Origin of the sequence: Pseudomonas saxonica (assembly GCF_007858365.1) — a bacterium.
GTDB classification, from domain to species: Bacteria; Pseudomonadota; Gammaproteobacteria; order Pseudomonadales; family Pseudomonadaceae; genus Aquipseudomonas; species Aquipseudomonas saxonica.
This window is the reverse complement of record NZ_VFIO01000003.1, coordinates 207218-226353: the sequence shown is the minus strand read 5'-3', so window position 1 is coordinate 226353 and position 19136 is coordinate 207218. Positions and strand designations below refer to the sequence as shown.

The following is a 19136-nucleotide window of genomic DNA, read 5'->3' as shown; positions in this document are numbered from 1 at the left end:
GGGTACGGGTCTCACACAGCGGCGGTCAGATACTCAGGCGCCAGGCTTCAGGGGATGAGTTTTTGTCGACGGTCAGCTGTTCAACGATGGCTTCTTGCAAGCGCATGCACAGTTGCGGGTCAGACAAGGGCTGATTGTTTTCGTCGGTAATAAAAAAGACGTCTTCAACGCGCTCGCCCAGCGTGGCGATCTTGGCGTTTTGCAGCGACAGATCGAATTCCAGAAAGATCATGCCAATACGCGCCAGCAGTCCGGGGCGGTCGGGAGCACTGAGTTCCAGTACGGTCACCGGACGTTGCGCATCATTGTGAATGGTCACTTGTGGCGGGAACGCGAAGTGTTTCAGTTGGCGCGGGACTCGGCGTTGAATGATGTTGGGGTAATCATCCGGGTTGCGCAGGGCTTCAGTCAGCCCTTTGCGGATTTTCTCTATGCGCTCGGGGTTGTTGCCGATCGAGTCGCCGTCATTGTCGAGCACGATGTAGGTGTCGAGGGTGAACTGGCTGCTGGAGGTGATGATGCGCGCGTCATGGATGTTCAGATTGAGCTGATCCATCGCGGCCACGGTCACGGCGAAAAAATCATGCTGGTCGGGTGCATAGATGAATATCTGTGTGCCGCCCTCGAATTCGCGCTGGGTGGTTTCTTTGATCAGGACCAGCGGCCCGCCATCACTGGGTTGTTGCAGGATGGCTTCGGTGTGCAAGGCCACATCTGCAGAGGTGTGGCGCAAAAAGTAGTCATCGCCCAGCTGCGACCAGAGTTGTTCGACGTCATCCTGGTCATTGCCGTTGCGCACCAGGATGTCCAGCGCTGCACGCTGGGTCTGGCGGATCTGCTCTTCGCGGTCGACGGGGTTTTCCAGGCCACGACGCAGAGCACGCTTGGTTTCGGTGTAGAGCTGGCGCAACAGGCTGGCGCGCCATGAGTTCCACAGCGTCGGGTTGGTGGCGTTGATGTCGGCGACGGTCAATACATACAGGTAGTCGAGATGAGTTTCGTCGCCTACAAACTGGGCGAAGTCATGGATTACCTGAGGGTCCGACAAGTCTTTGCGCTGAGCGGTGGTGGACATGACCAGATGGTTTTGCACCAGCCAGACAATCAGACGTGTGTCCCACTGAGGCAAGTGGTGACGAATGCAGAACGCTTCGGCATCTACTGCACCAATTTCGGAGTGGTCACCGTGACGGCCTTTGCCGATGTCGTGATACAGCCCGGCGAGGTAAATCAGCTCGGGTTTGGGCAGCTTGGCCATCAACTTGCTGGCCAGCGGGAATTTCTCCGAGACCTGGGTGTACTGCAACTTGCGCAGGTGCTTGATCAGGTTAAGGGTGTGGGCATCGACCGTATAGATGTGGAACAAGTCGTGCTGCATCTGCCCAACGATAAAACCGAACTCGGGCAGGTAACGTCCCAGAATGCCGTAGCGGTTCATCCGGCGCAGGTTGCGGTGGATACCGATCTTGCATTTGAACAGCTCGATAAACAGGCTGGTGTTGCGAATGTCGTTGCGAAAATCATCGTCGATCAAATAACGGTGTTCGCGCAGCAAGCGAATGGTGTCAGCGCGTACGCCTTTGATTTCCGGGTGTTGGGCCATCAGCAGAAAAATTTCGAGCATCGCAAACGGCGTGCGTTTGAACACATGATCGCTGGTGGCTTCTATATAGCCGTCGTGTAGCTGGAAGCGCGAGTTGATCGGCGTTGGCGGCGCTTCGTCATCCGGAGCGAGAATGACTTCTTCGAAATGCTGAATGATCAAGTCACTCAGTTGCGCAATGCTCATGACCACGCGGTAGTACTGCTGCATGAAGTTTTCGATGGTCTGTTTGGTGTCTTCGCCTGTATAGCCGAGCAGCTCGGCAATACTGCGTTGATAGTCAAACAAAAGGCGGTCTTCGGCTCGCCCGGCCAGCATGTGCAGGGCATAACGAACCTTCCACAAGAACTCTTGCGAGGAGGCAAGCAGCGCGTGTTCGCTTTCGACCAGAAAACCCTCATTGGCCAGGGCGCGCAGGTTGAGCGTGCCGTATTGGCGGCGGGCTACCCACAAAATGGTCTGTATATCGCGCAGGCCACCGGGTGAACCTTTTACGTTGGGCTCCAGGTTGTACTCGGTGTCGTTGTATTTGTGGTGGCGAGCTTTCTGCTCGGCACGTTTGGCCAGAAAGAACTCTTTGCTGGGCCACATATGGGCGGTGCTGGTGACCTCCAGCATGCGCTGGCGCAGGCGTTCAGGGCCGGCCACGGTGCGGCTTTCCATCAAGTTGGTGATGACAGTCAGGTCGGCACGGGCCTGTTCGGCGCACTCATTCACTGAGCGGACACTTTGGCCGACTTCCAGGCCAATATCCCAAAGCAGTGTCAGAAAGCGCTCAATGGAATCACGAAAAATCTCGTGATCGTCGTTCTCGAGCAGGATCAGCAGGTCGATATCGGAGTAGGGGTGGAGTTCGCCACGGCCATAGCCTCCGACGGCCACCAATGCGATATCGGCCTGATCGCTCCAGGTGAACTGACTCCACGCTTGTTGCAGGATATTGTCGACGAACCAGGCGCGGTCTTCGATCAAGCGTCGAATATCGCGCCCTTTACGAAAGCGTTCATCGAGCACCTCGTGTGCCTGGCGGATCGTCTTTTTGAAAGCGGCAATGGGACTTGCCTTCAACGCCAGTTCGGCCTGGAACTGGCCGCGGTCAAAAAGTTCGGGATCCACCTGCGGCATCGATTGGCTTTCCTTGGGGTAAATACGTTCGTTTTATAGAGGCGCGTGTCAATGAAGCTGCGGATCAGCCGGAAACGCGCGGGATCGTGTCATCGCTGCGCAAGGTGAAGATCTCGTAACCCGTTTCGGTCACCAGCAGGGTATGTTCCCACTGTGCGGACAGCTTGCGATCCTTGGTGATTGCGGTCCAGCCATCACCCAGGACTTTGGTGTCGGCCTTGCCCTGATTGATCATCGGCTCGATGGTAAACGTCATGCCGGCTTTCAATTCCATGCCCGTGCCTGCGCGGCCGTAATGCAGGATTTGCGGTTCTTCGTGGAACACCTTGCCGATGCCGTGGCCGCAGAACTCACGAACCACCGAAAAGCCGTTCTTTTCTGCGTGCTTCTGAATCACTTCACCAATATCGCCCAGGCGGCAGCCGGGTTTAACGATTTCGATGGCCTTGTACATGCATTCCTGGGTCACCTGCGACAGACGCTCAGCCCAGACCGGCACTTTGCCAACGTGGAACATGCGGCTGGTGTCGCCGTGGTAACCATCTTTGATAACAGTGACATCGATGTTCAGGGTGTCGCCGTCTTTCAGGGCCTTGTCACCGGGTATGCCGTGGCAAACCACGTGATTGATCGATGTGCAGATCGACTTCGGGAAGCCCTTATAGTTGAGCGGGGCAGGGATGGCCTTTTGCACATTGACGATATAGTCATGGCAAATGCGATCCAGCTCTTCAGTCGTGACGCCCGGCTTGACGTACTCGGCGATCATTTCCAGCACTTCGGCGGCCAGTTTGCCGGCGACACGCATTTTTGCGATGTCCTCGGGGGTTTTGAGGGTGACGGTCATACAGGCTCTCTTCGCGCGTTGGCGCTCATCAACGGGATTGCGGGTGTGTGACAAGACATTACAGCTACACACCGCCATAAAAACGCGATTCTAACAGACGGTCGGCTTCAAACATGAGCCTTGTGCCATCGCTTCTATTAACAGAGTGGGGCATTCTGGCGCTATTCCAAGCCCTGTGCAAAAGGCTGCAAGCCACAAGCGCTGCTTGTGAACTGCTTTTGATCTGGCTTTTGATCTTGATCTGCCGCCCCGTCGGGAGGCCGAGTGTAGGTTTCGCGGAGTGGGTCGACCGGCATGGATGCCGGGAGAACTGCGATCGGGCCAAGGATGGCCCGTCGCAGCGTGCCCATGGAGCGGGACCGGAGTGAGGGACACCTGAGCGCAGCGAGGGCCGTACGCAGGGGCAAGGACCTTTTGCTTACTTTTGGGGCTGTTTGCCAAAAGTGAGCCGCCGTAAGGGCGGAACCCGTAGAAAGTCTTAATACATCCAATGGATATGTACGCGGTTTATATAACTGGAGCACTGAGTACATATCCATGCTTGCCCGGTGCCATAACCGCACCAGCGTGCAGCCTCCTGTGAGGGGCCTCAGTGTTCGGTGGCGGCAGTAGCATTGAGCGGCAAGCGAGAAGCGCCAAGCAACAAGCGAAAAACGTGGGTGCTTCAACCTTCAGGGGAAGCGTAAACCCTTGTAGGGCAACGAGTTAGCAATAAAGTCCAAATCCACGCTTCGTTTTTTGCGCGTCTTGTGGTATAAAATGCGCCGCTTTGCGGGTATAGCCCGCAGAGCACAAACCCACACACGTATCGACACGATGACCTGGGTGCCTTCAGCTCGAAGCTGCTGGTTGGTCGTTGGGATACGTGGAGGCCTAACCCGACTTACTAAGGAACTACCATGTCCCAAGTCAATATGCGCGATATGCTGAAGGCCGGTGTGCACTTCGGTCACCAAACCCGTTACTGGAACCCGAAGATGGGTAAATACATCTTTGGCGCGCGTAACAAGATTCACATCATCAACCTTGAAAAAACCCTGCCAATGTTCAACGAAGCTCTGACTTTCGTAGAGCGTCTGGCCCAGGGCAAAAACAAGATTCTGTTCGTCGGCACCAAGCGTTCCGCTGGCAAGATCGTTGCTGAAGAAGCAGCACGTTGCGGTTCGCCGTACGTTGATCACCGCTGGTTGGGCGGCATGCTCACCAACTTCAAAACCATCCGTGCTTCCATCAAGCGTCTGCGTGACCTTGAAATTCAAGCCGAAGACGGTACGTTCGCCAAGCTGACCAAGAAAGAGGCGCTGATGCGTACTCGCGATCTGGAAAAGCTGGACCGTAGCCTGGGTGGTATCAAGGACATGGGCGGTCTGCCAGACGCACTGTTCGTTATCGACGTTGACCACGAGCGTATCGCGATCACCGAAGCTAACAAGTTGGGTATCCCGGTTATCGGCGTTGTCGATACCAACAGCAGCCCAGAAGGCGTTGACTACATCATCCCAGGCAACGATGACGCAATCCGCGCCATCCAGCTGTACATGGGTGCGATGGCTGATGCTGTTATCCGTGGTCGTAACCACGTTGCTGGCGGCACCGACACTTTCGTCGAAGAAGCTCCAGCTGCAGCGGTAGTTGAAGGCTGAGTCATTAACGCCTAGCGTTTACTCAGTACGCAAAAAGGGGGCTTGGCCCCCTTTTTGCCACCTCGAAATCCATTTGTTGTAACTATGCTCGTCGTATCTGTATCAGATGGCGCCTGGCAATGTTGTATCGAGGTGCGCTTCAAACGAATTGAACGCCCGTTCGATCGGGTGGAATGGTTGAAAACCTATCCAAGAGGAATTTTGAAATGGCAGAGATTACTGCAGCGTTGGTTAAAGAACTGCGTGAGCGTACCGGCGAAGGCATGATGGATTGCAAGAAAGCCTTGACCAAGGCTGGCGGCGACATCGAAAAAGCCATTGATGACATGCGTGCTTCGGGCGCCATCAAGGCTGCCAAAAAAGCAGGCAACGTTGCTGCTGAAGGCGCTATCGCAGTTAAAGTTGCGGACGACAACAAGTCGGCCGTTATCCTTGAAGTCAACTCGCAAACCGACTTCCTGGCTCTGCAAGACGACTTCAAGCAATTCGTTGCTGCCAGCGTAGAAAAAGCATTTGCTGACAAAATGACCGACGCAGCTCCGCTGATCGCCGCTCAAGAATCCGCACGTGAAACACTGGTAGGTAAAGTTGGCGAGAACGTCAATATTCGCCGCCTGGTGCGTGTTGAAGGCGACGTTGTTGATGCTTACCTGCACGGCAACAAAATCGGTGTTGTGGTTGCTCTTAAAGGCGGCAACGCTGAGCTGGCTCGCGACATCGCTATGCACGTTGCTGCAAGCAACCCGGAATTCCTGCTGCCATCGCAAGTTTCCGCTGATGCCATCGAACGCGAAAAAGCTGTGTTCATGAGCCTCAACGAAGACAAGATCAAAGGCAAGCCAGCAGAAATCGTTGAGAAAATGGTTGCCGGTCGTATCAGCAAGTTCCTGGCTGAAGCCAGCCTGGTTGAGCAAGCGTTCGTTAAGAACCCGGAAATCAAAGTCGGCGATCTGGCTAAAAAAGCCGGTGCTGAAATCGTTTCTTTCACCTACTTCAAAGTAGGCGAAGGCATCGAGAAGCCAGTTGATAACTTCGCTGAGGAAGTTGCTGCTCAGCTGGCTGCAGCCAAGCAATAAGACGGTTTTAAACTGTCGACCCGAAGAGGCTGCCCGCTCACGCGCGCAGCCTCTTTTCAAATGGGAGAGGCTTTTGCCTGTCCTTGCGGAACCGACCGCTAACGTCGTGTTCCGATGGTGCTGCTGTGCAGCGCCAAGCTAGAGTAAGCGCAGGCCGCACATGGCCTCGCACAGATTTTTTATAAAACGCGGCAGGAGAGATTCGCAATGGCTCAGCAGGGCAGTGGTTATCAAGCTCGCTATAAACGCATTCTACTCAAGCTAAGCGGCGAAGCCCTGATGGGCTCTGAAGAGTTCGGGATCGATCCCAAGGTGCTCGACCGCATGGCGCTGGAAGTTGGCCAATTGGTCGGCATTGGCGTTCAGGTCGGATTGGTGATTGGTGGTGGCAACTTGTTCCGTGGTGCTGCGCTGAGTGCTGCCGGTATGGATCGCGTTACAGGCGATCATATGGGCATGCTGGCAACCGTAATGAACGCCCTGGCGATGCGCGACGCGCTGGAACGTGCGAATATCTCCGCCATCGTAATGTCGGCCATTTCCATGGTGGGCGTGACGGATCATTACGACCGTCGTAAAGCCATGCGCCACTTGAACGCAAAAGATGTGGTGATTTTTGCGGCAGGTACGGGCAACCCGTTCTTTACAACGGATTCGGCCGCTTGCCTGCGTGCCATTGAAATTGACGCTGATGTGGTGCTGAAGGCAACCAAGGTTGACGGTGTGTATACCGCTGATCCATTCAAAGACCCGCATGCCGAGAAGTTCGATCATCTGACTTACGATGAAGTGCTGGATCGCAAGCTGGGCGTAATGGATCTGACGGCCATCTGCCTGTGCCGTGACCATAAAATGCCACTACGTGTATTTAATATGAACAAGCCCGGCGCCTTGCTTAATATTGTCCATGGCGGCGCTGAAGGCACTCTGATCGAGGAAGGTCAACAATGATCAACGAAATCAAAAAAGACGCTCAAGCGCGCATGCAGAAGTCGCTTGATTCCCTGCACCATGCATTCGGCCAAATCCGTACTGGCAAGGCGCACCCAAGCATTCTGGGTAGCGTGATGGTGCCGTACTACGGCGCTGATACGCCATTGAGCAGCGTTGCCAACGTGACGGTTAAAGATTCGCGCACTCTGCAAGTTGTAGCGTTCGAGCGCAACATGCTGGCAGCAGTCGACAAGGCGATTCAAAGTGCAGGTCTGAACCTCAACCCGACCAACCTCGGCGAGTTGTTGCTGATTTCCATGCCGGCGCTGACTGAAGAGACCCGTAAGGGCTTCACCAAGCAAGCGCGTAGCGCAGCTGAAGATGCACGTGTTGCGGTGCGCAACATTCGTCGCGATGCATTGGGCGAGCTTAAAAAGCTGGTTAAAGACAAAGCCATCAGCGAAGACGAAGAGCGTCGTGCTGCAGCTGATATTCAAAAGCTGACGGATAAAGCCGAAGCCGATATCGATGCAGCTACCAAGCAGAAAGAAGCGGACCTGATGGCCGTATAAGGGCCTGGGCGTTTTATGGAAAAGACCAAGCAGTCTGAACCATCATCGGTGCCGCGTCATGTCGCGATCATCATGGATGGCAATAATCGCTGGGCGAAAAAACGCTTTATGCCGGGTGTGGCCGGGCATAAGGCGGGAGTGGATGCTGTTCGTGCAGTGATTGAGGTATGCGCAGAGGCCAAGGTCGAAGTGCTTACTTTGTTCGCGTTTTCCAGTGAGAACTGGCAGCGTCCCGCAGCTGAAGTCAGCGCCTTGATGGATTTGTTCTTCAGGGCGCTACGTCGAGAGGCCAAGCGTCTCAACGAAAACAACATCAGCTTGCGGATCATTGGCGACCGCACACGTTTCCACCCTGATTTACAGGTTGCGATGCGTGAGGCGGAGCAGATCACCGCAGGTGCCGGGCGTTTTGTTCTGCAGATTGCCGCCAACTATGGTGGCCAGTGGGATATCGCGCAGGCTGCGCAGCGTCTGGCCCGGGAGGTTCAGGCAGGTCATCTGCAGCCTGAGGACATCACTCCGGGGCTGCTCCAAACCTGTCTTGTAACCGGTGATCTGCCTTTGCCGGACCTGTGTATTCGCACGGGGGGCGAGCATCGCATCAGCAACTTCTTGCTGTGGCAGCTTGCTTACTCCGAGTTGTATTTTTCCGACCTGTTCTGGCCGGACTTCAAACACGAGGCCATGCGTAATGCATTGGCTGATTTCGCTTCTCGCCAGCGTCGCTTCGGTAAAACAAGCGAGCAGGTTGAGGCTGGAGCCCGGGTTTAATGCTTAAACAACGAATCATTACAGCTCTTATTCTGCTGCCAATCGCCTTATGCGGTTTTTTCCTGCTCGAGGGTTCCGGCTTTGCGCTGTTTATCGGCCTGGTCGTAACCCTGGGTGCATGGGAGTGGGCGCGTCTGGCAGGTTTTGACGCACAGATTGCGCGCGTTTCATTTGCGGCCGTTGTTGCTGTGCTCTTGTTCGGACTGCACATTTTTCCTGATCTGGCGCCTTGGGTGCTGGGTGCAGCGGTTTTGTGGTGGGCGGTGGCTACGTATTTGGTGCTGACGTTTCCGCAATCCGCGGTGCATTGGTCTACAACGGCAACCAAACTACTGATCGGTTTGTTGATTCTGCTGCCTGCCTGGCAGGGCCTGGTGCTTATCAAGGCTATGCCGCTGGGCAATTGGTTGATCATGGCCGTGATGGTTCTGGTTTGGGGGGCCGATATCGGCGCTTACTTTTCAGGGCGCAAATTTGGCAAGCGCAAACTCGCCCCTAAGGTCAGCCCGGGCAAAAGCTGGGAGGGCGTATTGGGTGGCTTGTTATTGAGCTTGTTAATCACTGCGGTAGTGGGTGTGGTGCGTGGTTGGAGTGCTAGCCAGATGTTCGCCGCTTTGGCAGGCGCAGCCCTTATTGTCTTGATTTCGGTGGTGGGTGATCTCACTGAAAGCATGTTCAAGCGTCAGTCCGGCATTAAAGACAGCAGTAATTTGCTGCCAGGCCATGGCGGTGTTCTGGATCGTATTGACAGCCTGACAGCGGCTATTCCGGTATTTGCGGTATTGCTGTGGATGGCAGCGTCATGAGTCATGTGCAAAATATTACAGTTTTGGGGGCTACAGGCTCGATTGGTCTGAGCACCCTGGACGTGATTGCGCGTCATCCTGATCTCTATCAGGTGTTTGCCTTGAGCGGTTATAGCCGGCTCGCTGAGCTGCTTGCATTGTGTGTGAAACACAGGCCGCAGGTGGCAGTGGTGCCGGATGATCAAGCTGCAACCCTGTTGCAGGCGGATTTGCGTAAAGCCGGACTTAATACCGTAGTGCTGGTGGGGGAGGAGGGCTTGTGCCAGGCCGCCGCTGCGCCAGAGGTCGATGCTGTTATGGCTGCCATCGTCGGTGCTGCTGGCTTGCGTCCGACATTGGCTGCGGTCAATGCTGGCAAGAAAATTCTGTTGGCCAATAAAGAAGCGCTGGTAATGACGGGCGCTCTGTTTATGCAGGCCGTGCGGCGCAGTGGCTCAGTACTGCTGCCTATCGATAGTGAGCACAATGCTATTTTCCAGTGCTTGCCTCAGGATTATGCTCGCGGCTTGGGGGCTGTCGGGGTGCGTCGCATTCTGTTGACGGCGTCCGGCGGGCCTTTTCGAGAAACGCCGTTGGCAGCGCTTGAGAGTGTGACGCCAGATCAGGCTTGTGCTCATCCGAACTGGTCGATGGGGCGCAAAATCTCCGTAGACTCCGCCAGCATGATGAACAAAGGTCTTGAGCTGATTGAGGCCTGCTGGTTGTTTGATGCCAAGCCGAGTCAGGTCGAAGTGGTCATTCATCCGCAAAGCGTGATTCATTCATTGGTCGACTATGTCGATGGTTCGGTATTGGCGCAGCTCGGTAATCCCGATATGCGCACACCTATTGCCAATGCATTGGCATGGCCCCTGCGCATTGACTCGGGGGTCGCGCCTCTGGATTTGTTTGCCGTGGCGCGTCTGGACTTCCAGCGGCCTGATGAACAGCGCTTTCCTTGTCTGCGTTTGGCTCGCGAAGCTGCCGAGGCGGGTAACAGCGCGCCGGCCATGCTGAATGCGGCGAATGAGGTGGCGGTAGCGGCTTTTCTCAAGGGGCAAATCCGTTACCCGCAGATTGCCGGGTTGATTGAAGATGTCCTGAGCAGTGAACCAGTGGTTGCCGTAGACGAGCTGGATGCGGTATTTAGCGCTGATAGCAAAGCAAGATTGCGGGCTGAACAGTGGTTAAGCCGTAACGGCTAATAGGTGGTGCTTGCCGAAACCGGACGTGAATGCGGAGAAAAGTAGATGAGTGCGCTCTATATGATTGTTGGCACCCTGGTGGCATTGGGGGTGCTGGTCACTTTTCATGAATTCGGCCACTTTTGGGTGGCGCGCCGGTGTGGCGTCAAGGTTCTGCGTTTTTCTGTGGGCTTCGGCACGCCTTTGGTTCGTTGGCATGATCGTCAGGGCACTGAGTTCGTAATCGCCGCCATTCCGTTGGGCGGTTACGTCAAAATGCTCGACGAGCGCGAAGGTGACGTGCCTTTGGAGCTACGCGACCAGTCTTTCAACCGCAAGACCGTCGGGCAGCGCATTGCCATTGTAGCGGCCGGGCCGGTTGCCAACTTTCTGCTGGCCATCGTGTTCTTCTGGATATTGGCCATGATGGGCAGCCAGCAAGTGCGCCCCGTCATTGGTGCAGTTGAAAGCGGCAGTCTGGCTGCGCAGGCCGGTTTAGTAGCGGGTCAGGAAATTGTTTCCATTGATGGCGAGCCAACCGGCGGCTGGTCGAATGTGAATCTGCAGCTGGTGCGTCGCCTCGGCGAAAGCGGCTCCATAAAGGTTGCAGTGCGTGGTCCTGACTCAGAGGTGGAATCCACCCATCAGCTGACGCTTCACGACTGGCTCAAGAATGCAAACGAGCCAGACCCCATCAAGTCGCTGGGTATTCGGCCTTGGCGTCCTGAATTGCCTGCCGTACTGGCAGAACTTGACCCGAAAGGCCCGGCGCAAGCCGCGGGCCTTAAAACCGGTGACAAGCTCTTGTCCATGAACGATCAGCCGGTCAAGGACTGGCAGCAAGTCGTCGACTGGGTGCGAGAGCGTCCGGATGCCCGCATTGTGTTGCGTGTTGAGCGTGATGGTGTTCCTGTCGAGGTGCCTGTCACGCTCGCTTCTCGCGGCGAGGGCAAGGACGCTGCGGGTTACCTGGGCGCTGGCGTCAAAGGCGTCGATTGGCCACCAGCAATGATTCGGGAGGTCAGTTTTGGCCCGGTCGCCGCTGTCGGCGAGGGGGTAAAGCGGACTTGGACCATGAGCGTATTGACGCTCGATTCCCTGAAGAAAATGTTGTTCGGCGAGCTCTCGGTAAAAAACTTGAGTGGACCGATAACCATTGCTAAAGTGGCGGGCGCTTCTGCCCAGTCGGGTGTCGCGGATTTCCTGAATTTCTTGGCTTATCTGAGTATTAGCCTTGGAGTTCTGAACTTGTTGCCCATCCCGGTACTGGATGGGGGGCATTTGTTGTTTTATCTGATCGAGTGGGCGCGTGGTCGTCCCTTGTCAGATCGGGTGCAGGGTTGGGGGATGCAGATTGGCATCAGTTTGGTGGTTGGGGTGATGCTTCTTGCCCTGGTCAACGATTTGGGCCGTCTGTAAACACTTCGCTGAATTGCGAATCTGCCGCATTTTGCGGCAGTTTGTTTATTGCCAGTTGGAAATAAGAAAGGACTTCATGAAACGTCTGCTGCTAACTGCGGTTCTCGCCGTACTGATGATCACCGAAGTTCACGCCGAGTCCTTCACTGTCTCTGATATCCGTGTCAACGGGCTGCAGCGGGTTTCCGCCGGCAGTGTGTTTGGTGCGTTACCGCTGAACGTGGGTGAAGTAGCGGATGACCGCCGTTTGGTGGAATCCACTCGTGCGTTGTTCAAAACCGGGTTCTTTCAGGATATCCAACTGGGTCGTGATGGCAATGTGCTTGTCATTACGGTTGTCGAGCGTCCTTCCGTCTCCAGCATCACGATTGACGGTAACAAGGCCATTTCCACTGATGACCTGATGAAGGGTCTGAAGCAGTCGGGTCTGGCCGAAGGTGAAATCTTCCAGCGTGCAACCCTTGAGGGCGTACGTAACGAGCTGCAACGTCAATACGTTGCACAAGGTCGTTACTCCGCTACGGTAGACACCGAAGTGGTGCCTGAGCCACGCAACCGTGTTGCATTGAAGGTCAACATCAATGAAGGCACCGTTGCCTCTATCCAGCACATCAACGTGGTGGGTAACACCGTCTTCCCTGAAGACGATCTGGTTGATCTGTTCGAACTGAAAACCACGAACTGGTTGTCGTTCTTCAAGAACGACGACAAGTACGCACGTGAAAAACTGTCGGGTGACCTTGAGCGTCTGCGCTCTTACTACCTCGATCGTGGCTATATCAATATGGATATTGCTTCGACGCAGGTATCGATCACACCTGACAAGAAAAACGTCTACATCACGGTCAACGTGAACGAAGGCGAAAAATACAATGTCGGCGAAGTGAAGCTGAGCGGTGACCTCAAGGTGCCGGAAGATCAGATCAAGTCGCTGTTGCTGGTTCAGCCGGGTCAGGTCTTCTCGCGCAAGCTGATGACCACCACTTCCGAGCTGATTACTCGCCGTCTGGGTAACGAGGGCTATACGTTCGCTAACGTGAACGCCGTGCCGCAACCCGATCCTGAGAATCACACCGTTGCCATTACATTTGTAGTCGATCCGGGCAAGCGTGCTTACGTTAACCGTATCAACTACCGCGGCAACACCAAGTCCGAAGACGAAGTGCTGCGTCGTGAAATGCGCCAGATGGAAGGTGGCTGGGCATCGACGTACCTGATCGACCAGTCCAAGGTGCGCCTTGAGCGTCTGGGCTTCTTCAAGGAAGTGAACGTTGAAACCCCGGCAGTGCCAGGCACTGATGACCAGGTAGACGTGAACTACGCCGTAGAGGAACAGGCTTCGGGTTCCATTACCGCCAGCGTTGGTTTCGCGCAGAGCGCGGGCTTGATTCTGGGTGGTTCGATCACACAGAACAACTTCCTGGGTACCGGTAACAAGGTCAGCATCGGCCTGACGCGCAGCGAATATCAAAGCCGTTACAACTTCAGCTACGTTGACCCGTACTGGACTGCGGACGGTGTGAGCCTGGGTTACAACGTTTTCTACCGTACCACTGACTACAAAGAGCTGGACGTTGACGTTGCCAACTACTCCGTTGACAGCCTGGGTGCCGGTATCACGATGGGTTATCCGATCAGTGATACCTCGCGTCTGACCTACGGCTTGAGCGTGCAGCAAGATGAAATCAGCACAGGTCAGTACACCGTTGACGAGATTTTCGACTTCGTAAACCGTGAAGGCGACAAGTACCTCAACTTCAAGGCGTCGGTAGGCTGGTCTGAGTCGACCCTGAACAAGGGCGTATTGCCAACCCGCGGTACCTCGCAGAGTCTGGTGCTTGAATCGACCATCCCGGGCAGCGACTTGCAGTTCTACAAGCTTGATTACCGTGCTCAGTTGTTCCAACCGTTGAACGACACCTACACCATGCGTCTGCACACTGAGTTGGGCTATGGCGACGGTTACGGTTCGACCTCGGGGCTGCCGTTCTACGAGAACTACTACGCCGGTGGTTTCAACTCGGTACGTGGTTTCAAAGACAGCACCTTGGGCCCTCGCAGTACGCCGAGCTCGGGTAAAAACCCAGGCACCATCGCTGACCCGGATCAAGATCCGCTACCATTTGGTGGTAACGTGCTGATCCAGGGTGGTGTTGAAGTCCTGTTCCCGATGCCGTTCGTGAAAGATCAGCGCTCCCTGCGTACGTCAGTATTCTGGGATGTCGGTAACGTGTTCGACACCAACTGCAAAGGCGACACTAAGGATTGCGACATCGGCTTCAGTAACATGGCCAGCTCTGTGGGTCTTGGCGTGACGTGGGTGACGGCTCTGGGCCCGCTGAGCTTCAGCTTGGCCATGCCGATCAAGAAGCCTAATGATGCAGAAACCCAAGTGTTCCAGTTTTCCCTCGGCCAGACTTTCTAAAAGCCTGACCTTAGCGACAGATAACGGATTTTTTAGGAGTGCATCGTGCGTAAGTTGACTCAATTGGTTCTCCTGGCTTCGCTTTTAGTGGCTGGCCCGGCATTCGCCGACATGAAAATTGCCGTCCTGAACTATCAGATGGCATTGCTCGAATCAGACGCAGCCAAGCGTTATGCCGTTGATGCCGAGAAGAAGTTCGGCCCGCAACTGACCAAGCTGAAAAGCCTGGAAAGCAGCGCCAAAGGCATTCAGGACCGTCTGGTAAAAGGCGGCGACAAAATGGCCCAGGGCGAGCGTGAGCGTCTGGAGCTTGAATTCAAGCAAAAGGCCCGTGACTTCCAGTTCCAATCCAAGGAGCTGAACGAAGCCAAAGCCGTTGCTGACCGTGAAATGCTGAAACAGCTCAAGCCAAAACTGGACAGCGCTGTTGAAGAAGTCATCAAGAAAGGTGCCTTTGACCTGGTGTTCGAGCGTGGTGCTGTGATTGATGTCAAACCTCAGTACGACATTACTCGCCAGGTTATCGAGCGCATGAACCAGCTGAAGTAATTATGACTGCGACTATAAAACTCGGCCAATTGGCCGAGTTCCTCGGTGCCACGTTGCGTGGCCCCGCGGAGAAAGAAATCACTGGGCTAGCCACTTTGCAAGAGGCTGGCCCAGCTCAGTTGAGCTTTCTGGCCAACCCTCAGTACCGAAAGTTCCTGGTCGACTGCCACGCCGGAGCCGTTTTGCTCAAGGCCGCTGACGCTGAAGAATATGCCGGTGATGCGCTGGTTGTGCCCGATCCTTATCTGGCTTATGCGCGAATTTCACACCTGTTTGATCCCAAGCCAAAAGCCTCTGCCGGTGTTCACCCGACAGCGGTAATTGCTGAGGATGCCATGGTTGACCCTGGTGCAAGCATTGGGGCTTTTGCTGTGATCGAAAGCGGCGCGCGAATAGCCGCCGGGGTTACGGTGGGGGCTCAGTGCTTCATCGGTGCGCGCTGTGAGATCGGTGAAAACGGCTGGCTGGCGCCTCGTGTGACGCTTTATCACGATGTGCGCATCGGCAAGCGAGTGGTCATTCAATCGGGTGCTGTGCTCGGCGGTGAAGGCTTTGGCTTTGCCAATGAGAAAGGTGTCTGGCAAAAAATCGCCCAAATCGGTGGTGTGACCGTCGGTGATGACGTCGAAATTGGCGTTAATACGGCAATCGATCGTGGTGCTTTGGCCGATACAGTCATCGGTAATGGCGTCAAGCTCGATAACCAGATACAAATCGCTCACAACGTGCATATCGGTGACCATACGGCGATGGCCGCCTGTGTCGGAATTTCCGGTAGTACTAAAATTGGCAAACATTGCATGTTGGCCGGTGGCGTCGGTTTGGTCGGACACATTGAAATCTGTGACAACGTATTTTTGACCGGCATGACGATGGTGACCCACTCGATTACCGAGCCGGGCGCCTATTCTTCAGGCACTGCCATGCAGCCAGCAGCCGAGTGGCGCAAGAGCGCTGCACGGATTCGTCAGCTTGACGATATTGCCCGGCGGCTAAAACATCTGGAGAAGCGCGTAGGGGAAGTGACCCCGAACAGCAAAGCTTCTTCAGAGGGCTAGTACATTTTCCATATCAAGAGTGCATAGCCACTGGTTTGCCTCCTTGATTTGCTAGAGGAGCGCGCCTTAGTTGCGCGCGCCCAATCTTTATTACAGGCTTCCCCACGAAATGATGGACATCAACGAGATTCGCGAATATCTGCCCCACCGTTACCCGTTCCTGCTGGTGGACCGAGTGGTGGATCTGGATGTCGAGAACAAGCGCATTCGTGCCTACAAGAATGTCAGCATCAACGAACCTTTTTTCAACGGTCATTTCCCGGCGCATCCAATCATGCCGGGCGTTCTGATCATTGAAGCGATGGCTCAGGCTGCTGGCATTCTGGGTTTCAAGATGATGGATCTGAAGCCGTCTGACGGCACACTCTATTATTTCGTAGGCTCTGACAAACTGCGTTTCCGTCAGCCGGTGTTGCCAGGTGATCAACTGATTCTGGAAGCCAAGTTCCTGAGCAGCAAGCGCTCTATCTGGAAATTCGAATGTCAGGCCACAGTTGATGGCAAGCCTGTCTGTTCGGCTGAGATTATCTGCGCGGAACGCAAACTATGAGTTTGATTGACCCTCGCGCAATCATCGATCCGACGGCCGTACTGGCCGACGACGTCGAGGTCGGCCCTTGGTCGATCATCGGCGCAGGTGTGGAAATCGGCGAGGGGACTGTGATTGGGCCGCATGTGATCATCAAGGGCTCAACCAGGATCGGTAAGCACAATCGCATCTACCAATTTTCTTCGGTAGGCGAGGACACGCCTGATCTCAAGTACAAGGGTGAAGACACTCGCTTGGTCATTGGCGACCACAACGTTATTCGTGAAGGGGTCACCATACACCGCGGGACGATCCAGGATCGCGCCGAAACGACATTAGGCGATCACAATCTGGTCATGGCCTATGCCCATATCGGTCATGACAGCGTGATCGGCAACCACTGCATTCTGGTCAATAACGCCGCGCTGGCGGGCCATGTGCATATGGGCGACTGGGCGATACTGTCGGGCTTCACCCTGGTTCATCAGTTCTGCCACATCGGTGCTCACAGCTTTTCGGGCATGGGTACGGCGATTGGCAAGGATGTACCAGCGTTTGTGACGGTGTTTGGCAGTCCGGCAAAAGCGCGCAGCATGAACTTCGAAGGCATGCGTCGCCGTGGATTTAGCGATGATGCCATTCATGCGCTGCGTCGCGCCTATAAAGTGGTTTACCGTCAGGGTCTGACCGTTGAACAGGCGTTGGTCGAATTGGCCGAACCTGCTGCACAGTTCCCGGAAGTGGCTATTTTTGTTGAGTCCATCCGCTCCTCAACCCGCGGCATTACACGCTAATTATGGCCAGATTGCGCATAGCATTGGTGGCGGGCGAGGCCTCGGGCGACATTTTGGGTTCGGGGTTGATGCGAGCGCTCAAGGCTCAGCATTCGGATATCGAATTTATCGGTGTGGGTGGTCCGTTGATGGAAGCCGAGGGCATGACCTCTTACTTCCCGATGGAGCGCCTGTCGGTAATGGGCCTTGTTGAAGTGCTGGGGCGCTTGCGAGAACTGCTCAAGCGGCGCAAGGATCTGGTACATACCCTGATCGCTGAAAAGCCTGATGTATTTATCGGTATTGATGCTCCTGACTTCACACTCAATATTGAGCTTCAATTGCGTCGTGCGGGAATCAAGACTGTGCATTACGTCAGCCCGTCCGTATGGGCGTGGCGCCAAAAACGGGTGCTGAAGATTCGCGAAGGCTGCGATTTGATGCTCACGCTTTTACCGTTCGAAGCTAAATTCTACGAAGAGAAGGGTGTGCCGGTGCGTTTTGTCGGTCACACACTCGCCGATACGATTCCGCTTGAGGCTGATAAGGTCGCTGCTCGCGCCGAGTTGGGCTTGTCTGATGGGCCGCTGGTCGCGTTGATGCCCGGCAGTCGTGGTGGAGAAGTCGCCAAACTCGGTGGGCTGTTTCTCGATGCTGCGCAGATCATTCGTCAATCTCGTCCAGATGTTCGCTTTGTACTGCCTTGTGCCAATGCTGCGCGACGTGCACAGATCGAGCAAATGCTGGTGGGGCGTGATCTGCCGCTGACGCTGTTGGACGGGCGTTCGCATCTGGCTCTGGCCGCCTGCGATGCCGTGTTGATTGCATCAGGCACCGCGACTCTCGAAGCGCTTCTGTACAAACGTCCTATGGTTGTGGCTTATCGCCTGGCCCGCCTGACTTTCTGGATTCTCAAGCGTTTGGTCAAAAGCCCTTACGTCTCGCTGCCCAACCTGCTTGCTCAACGGATGCTGGTTCCTGAGCTTTTACAGGACGATGCCACGCCAGAGGCATTGGCTAGCGCGTTGTTGCCTTTACTGGATGGCGGTGAAGAGCAGACTCGCAGCTTTGACGAGATCCATCGAACTTTGCGTCTCGACGCTTCCAATCAGGCCGCCCATGCGGTACTGGACCTGATAGCAAAACCTTAATGAGTAAAGTGTCTATGCAAATCGGATTGGATTTCAATCTGGTCGAAGAGCTCGTGGCCGGTGTTGATGAAGTTGGCCGTGGTCCGCTATGCGGTGCGGTAGTCACGGCGGCGGTCATTCTCGACCCCAATCGTCCTATTCTTGGCCTCAATGACTCGAAAAAACTCACAGAAGCACGCCGTGAAAAGCTGTTTGATGAAATTTGTGAGAAGGCGCTGAGCTGGCATATCGCCCGTGCAGAGGTCGAGGAAATTGACGAGCTCAATATCCTGCACGCTACGATGTTGGCCATGCAGCGAGCGGTTGAAGGGCTTAGCATTACCCCTAATCTGGCCATGATCGACGGTAATCGCTGCCCTGTATTGACGATGCCCGCTGAGGCAGTGGTCAAGGGCGACAGCAAAGTACCTGCTATTGCAGCCGCTTCTATATTGGCCAAGGTCAGTCGCGACCGTGAAATGGCGGCGTTTGAATTGCAATATCCGGGTTACGGGATTGGTGGCCACAAAGGCTATCCGACCTCTGTACACCTTGAGGCGTTAGAGCGTCTGGGCCCAACACCGATTCATCGGCGTTCGTTTGGTCCGGTGCGTCGTGCCTATGAAGCCCGCGAAGGGTTTGCCAAGGTTTAGCCGCGAGGCTGATGTTTTTGCCAAGGCCCGGTACAATCCGGGCCTTGTTGTTTTTCAAAGC

The 19136-nt window shown here is 55.2% G+C and carries 17 protein-coding genes; 15 read left to right on the top strand and 2 right to left on the bottom strand.

From position 1 onward, the window contains the following. Positions 1–25: 25 nt before the first annotated feature. Together FJD38_RS10775 and map are read right to left on the bottom strand one after the other, a co-directional pair. Positions 26–2728, bottom strand: coding sequence for a [protein-PII] uridylyltransferase (locus FJD38_RS10775; protein WP_146385284.1), 2703 nt, complete (start codon positions 2726–2728; stop codon positions 26–28). A 64-nt stretch (positions 2729–2792) separates the two neighbouring features. Further along, positions 2793–3653 (bottom strand): type I methionyl aminopeptidase, encoded by an 861-nt coding sequence (map, locus tag FJD38_RS10770; RefSeq protein WP_122782425.1) that lies wholly within the window; start codon positions 3651–3653, stop codon positions 2793–2795. 821 nt (positions 3654–4474) lie between these two features. Between map and rpsB the strand changes: the two genes are divergently transcribed. The 15 genes from rpsB to rnhB all read left to right on the top strand — a co-directional run bounded on the left by rpsB (position 4475) and on the right by rnhB (position 19075). Then, positions 4475–5218 (top strand): 30S ribosomal protein S2, encoded by a 744-nt coding sequence (gene rpsB, locus FJD38_RS10765; RefSeq protein ID WP_122782424.1) that lies wholly within the window; start codon positions 4475–4477, stop codon positions 5216–5218. 206 nt (positions 5219–5424) lie between these two features. After that, a complete protein-coding gene (gene tsf / locus FJD38_RS10760; RefSeq protein ID WP_122782423.1) occupies positions 5425–6294 on the top strand; it encodes a translation elongation factor Ts in 870 nt (289 codons plus the stop codon). Between the two features lie 207 nt (positions 6295–6501). Then, entirely contained in the window at positions 6502–7245 is a 744-nt protein-coding gene (gene pyrH, locus FJD38_RS10755) for a UMP kinase (protein WP_003440426.1), read from the top strand. Continuing rightward, the gene (frr, locus tag FJD38_RS10750; protein WP_122782422.1) at positions 7242–7799 is read left to right on the top strand and encodes a ribosome recycling factor; all 558 of its coding nucleotides are present in this window, start codon (positions 7242–7244) and stop codon (positions 7797–7799) included. The genes pyrH and frr overlap by 4 nt, the downstream gene beginning before the upstream one ends. A gap of 15 nt (positions 7800–7814) precedes the next feature. After that, entirely contained in the window at positions 7815–8570 is a 756-nt protein-coding gene (uppS, locus tag FJD38_RS10745; RefSeq protein WP_122782421.1) for a polyprenyl diphosphate synthase, read from the top strand. Beyond that, on the top strand, positions 8570–9376 hold the full coding sequence (locus tag FJD38_RS10740) for a phosphatidate cytidylyltransferase (RefSeq protein WP_146385282.1): 807 nt from the start codon (positions 8570–8572) through the stop codon (positions 9374–9376). Before uppS ends, FJD38_RS10740 begins: the two co-directional genes overlap by 1 nt. Beyond that, the gene (gene ispC / locus FJD38_RS10735; protein WP_146385280.1) at positions 9373–10560 is read left to right on the top strand and encodes a 1-deoxy-D-xylulose-5-phosphate reductoisomerase; all 1188 of its coding nucleotides are present in this window, start codon (positions 9373–9375) and stop codon (positions 10558–10560) included. Before FJD38_RS10740 ends, ispC begins: the two co-directional genes overlap by 4 nt. Positions 10561–10605: 45 nt before the next feature. Beyond that, positions 10606–11958: a sigma E protease regulator RseP gene (rseP, locus tag FJD38_RS10730; protein ID WP_146385278.1), complete on the top strand. Its 1353-nt coding sequence runs from the start codon at positions 10606–10608 to the stop codon at positions 11956–11958. 76 nt (positions 11959–12034) lie between these two features. Then, entirely contained in the window at positions 12035–14383 is a 2349-nt protein-coding gene (gene bamA / locus FJD38_RS10725) for an outer membrane protein assembly factor BamA (protein ID WP_122782417.1), read from the top strand. Positions 14384–14428: 45 nt separating this feature from the next. Further along, positions 14429–14932 carry an OmpH family outer membrane protein gene (locus tag FJD38_RS10720; protein ID WP_122782416.1) on the top strand — a complete coding sequence of 168 codons (504 nt, stop codon included), beginning with the start codon at positions 14429–14431 and terminating at the stop codon, positions 14930–14932. 2 nt (positions 14933–14934) lie between these two features. Beyond that, positions 14935–15990 carry a UDP-3-O-(3-hydroxymyristoyl)glucosamine N-acyltransferase gene (lpxD, locus tag FJD38_RS10715; protein WP_146385276.1) on the top strand — a complete coding sequence of 352 codons (1056 nt, stop codon included), beginning with the start codon at positions 14935–14937 and terminating at the stop codon, positions 15988–15990. Positions 15991–16099: 109 nt separating this feature from the next. Beyond that, positions 16100–16540 (top strand): 3-hydroxyacyl-ACP dehydratase FabZ, encoded by a 441-nt coding sequence (gene fabZ / locus FJD38_RS10710; protein ID WP_122782414.1) that lies wholly within the window; start codon positions 16100–16102, stop codon positions 16538–16540. Next, on the top strand, positions 16537–17313 hold the full coding sequence (gene lpxA / locus FJD38_RS10705; protein ID WP_122782413.1) for an acyl-ACP--UDP-N-acetylglucosamine O-acyltransferase: 777 nt from the start codon (positions 16537–16539) through the stop codon (positions 17311–17313). The genes fabZ and lpxA overlap by 4 nt, the downstream gene beginning before the upstream one ends. Before the next feature lie 2 nt (positions 17314–17315). After that, a complete protein-coding gene (lpxB, locus tag FJD38_RS10700) occupies positions 17316–18443 on the top strand; it encodes a lipid-A-disaccharide synthase (RefSeq protein WP_146385274.1) in 1128 nt (375 codons plus the stop codon). Positions 18444–18457: 14 nt separating this feature from the next. Continuing rightward, positions 18458–19075 (top strand): ribonuclease HII, encoded by a 618-nt coding sequence (gene rnhB / locus FJD38_RS10695; RefSeq protein ID WP_122782411.1) that lies wholly within the window; start codon positions 18458–18460, stop codon positions 19073–19075. The last annotated feature ends 61 nt before the right edge of the window (positions 19076–19136 follow it).